Source organism: Streptomyces sp. NPDC002138, assembly GCF_040296485.1.
Lineage (GTDB): Bacteria > Actinomycetota > Actinomycetes > Streptomycetales > Streptomycetaceae > Streptomyces.
Genome location: NZ_JBEOXE010000156.1, coordinates 1 through 2,148, shown reverse-complemented (window position 1 = coordinate 2,148; position 2,148 = coordinate 1). Strand labels below are relative to the sequence as shown.

The 2,148-nt window shown below is 68.6% G+C and carries 1 protein-coding gene; it reads right to left on the bottom strand.

Annotated elements, in window-relative coordinates:
* Nucleotides 1-2,148 (bottom strand): condensation domain-containing protein (locus ABT084_RS37800; protein ID WP_351054362.1); only part of this gene is annotated, 2,148 nt, incomplete at both ends.

Here is a 2,148-nt window from a genome sequence, read left to right as displayed (position 1 = left end):
CGCAATCAGATGCCGGGCCAGACGATTCGCCCGCGCATCCAACTCCCCATACGAAACCTCAACACCCTCGAAATCGACGGCCACCGCATCAGGCGTCTCCGCCACCCGAGCCTCAAACAACTCCGGCAACGTCAACGGAGCAACATCAACAGCCGTGTCATTCCACAGCTCGATCACCCGACGACGTTCCACATCATCGAGCACGGGCACCGTGCTCAGCGGCAGGTCAGCGCCGCCGTCCAGCGCCTGTTCCAGTGCTGTCACGAGGCCGTTGGTGGCGGTGCAGACAAGCGCACCCACCGCTCGCGGGTCGAGCGAGGCCACTGCGTCGATGGAGAGCCCCAACGAGTCCCCGTAGTCGTCCACCGCGACCTGGAGCGGGTAGTTCGTGCGCTCGCGCTGGAAGAGCAGCCGGATCCCTCCGCCGTTCTCCTGTGCGTCAGCCTCCTCCGGCGCCGGGGCGTTGGCGGGGGCGGCGTTGTGCCGGTAGTTGAAGATCGAAGTGAACAGTGGCGTGTCGCCGGCCACCCCACTGGCCTGCTGTGCCAGTGCGAGCGGCGCGTGCTCGTGCTCCATCAGCTCCGCGAGCTGTCCACGCATCGCCGCGACCGCCTCCAGCACGCCGAGTTCGTTCACTCGCACACGTACCGGCAAGGTGTTGATGAACGGGCCCGGTACCCGGTCCGAGCCGACGCCGGCGTTCATCCGGCCGAACAGCACCGTGCCGAAGACGACGTCGTCCCGGCCGCTGACCGTGGCCAGAACCCGAGCCCAGGCGAGGTGCATGAGTGTGGCCTTGCTCGCGCCCAGTCGGCGCGACAGCTCGCCCACTCGTGCTGACAGTTCCGTCGGCAGCGGGATACCCAGGCGGACCGCGTCCGCGCCGTCACCGTGTACGTCCATCAGTCCGAACGGCGCGGTCGGTTCGGTCACGTCGCCGAGCAGCTCCGCGAAGTACCGCTCATGCTCGGCACGCGCCACGCCCCCGCGCGCCTGAGCGACGAAGGTGCGGAACGGCAGCGGCGACGCCAGCTCGGCACCTCGTCCGGTCAGGAACGCGTCCACCTCGTCCAGCAGCACCTCCATCGCGGTGTGGTCCTGCACCATGTGGTGCACCCGCACCAGGGCCAGCCACCGATCCGTGCCCGGCTCGGCCGCCGCGTGCACCCGGATGAGCGGGGCGCGGCCCAGGTCCATCGAGGAACCGCCGGCCGCTACCAGGTCGGCGGTCAGGTCATCGCTCTGCGCATCCAGTCGGACCACCTCGACGGGGAGCGGCGCTCGACGCTGTACGACCTGGACCGCTTCGCGCAGGCCCTCCCAGACGATCGCGGTACGGAAGATGTCGTGCCGGTCGATGACCTGCTGAAGGGCCTCGGTAAAGCTGTCGAGCCGTTCACGCGAGTCGAACTCCACGACGGTCGGCATCACGTAGGCGTCCTTGCCACCGTCCGCCATCAGGTGGTGGAAGAGCAGGCCTTCCTGGAGCGGCGCAAGGGGGTAGATGTCTGCGATGTTGGCCGCGCCGCCCTCGACGGTAGTGACGATCCGCCCGATCTCGTCCGCGTCCAGCTCCACCAGCGGCAGCATCTCCGGCGTGATCTCCACCGCATTCGCGGGGATCAGGTTCTCCGGCACCTCCACCTCTTGGGCTCCGGCGACCGCCGCGAGCCCAGCGACCGTCGGACTTTCGAAGAGAACCCGTACGGACACCGACACGCCCTGAGTACGCAGCTGCTCCACCAGCCGGATCGCGAGCAGGGAGTGGCCGCCCAGTTCGAAGAAGTCGTCGTCCACGCCCACAGTGTCGAGTCCGAGGACCTGCCCGAATGCCGCGCACAGGATCTCTTCACGCACCGTGGCCGGGCCGCGTCCGGAGCCGACCCTGCTGTCGGGGGCGGGCAGTGCCTTGCGGTCCAGCTTCCCGTTCACGGTCAGGGGCAGCGCGTCCAGGACCACAACAGCCGAGGGCACCATGTACTCCGGCAGCCGGGAACCCGCGAACTCCCGCACCGCAGAAGGCAACCCCGCACGATCCGCGCCCTCACCCGCAACCACATAAGCAACCAGCCGCACATCACCCGGAACATCCTCACGCGCGATCACCGCCGCCTGCGCAACATACGCATGCCCCGCGACCACCGACCG